The sequence below is a fragment of the Salmonella sp. SAL4457 genome, assembly GCF_046548235.1.
GTDB lineage: Bacteria > Pseudomonadota > Gammaproteobacteria > Enterobacterales > Enterobacteriaceae > Salmonella > Salmonella enterica.
The window spans coordinates 1-245 of record NZ_JBGDZO010001139.1 but is presented as its reverse complement, the minus strand read 5'-3'; the positions used below and the strand labels follow the sequence as shown (position 1 = coordinate 245).

The window sequence follows — 245 nt, the reverse complement described above, 5'->3', positions numbered from 1 at the left end:
GCCCACCAGCGACAGCAGGGTCGGCAGGTCGTCGCCGACCATCGAGGCCCCGAACCAGCCCTGCAACTCCACCGCGGGCAGGCGCAACAGGCCGGCCACGGCGAAGATCATCAGGGTGCTCCACATGCCGAAGGTGAGGATCACTTCGGCGCGACCGAAGGCGGTGATCCCCAGCGCATTCAGCAGGCCGAAGCAGAGCACCATGACGACGCCCACCAGCCAGGCGCTGCCGCCCGGCTCGGTGA

Annotated in this window: 1 pseudogene; it reads right to left on the bottom strand. The window is 69.4% G+C overall.

What is annotated here, in order from left to right:
• Window positions 1-245, bottom strand: a pseudogene (locus tag ACLJNW_RS27745) (APC family amino acid permease); the annotation flags it as partial.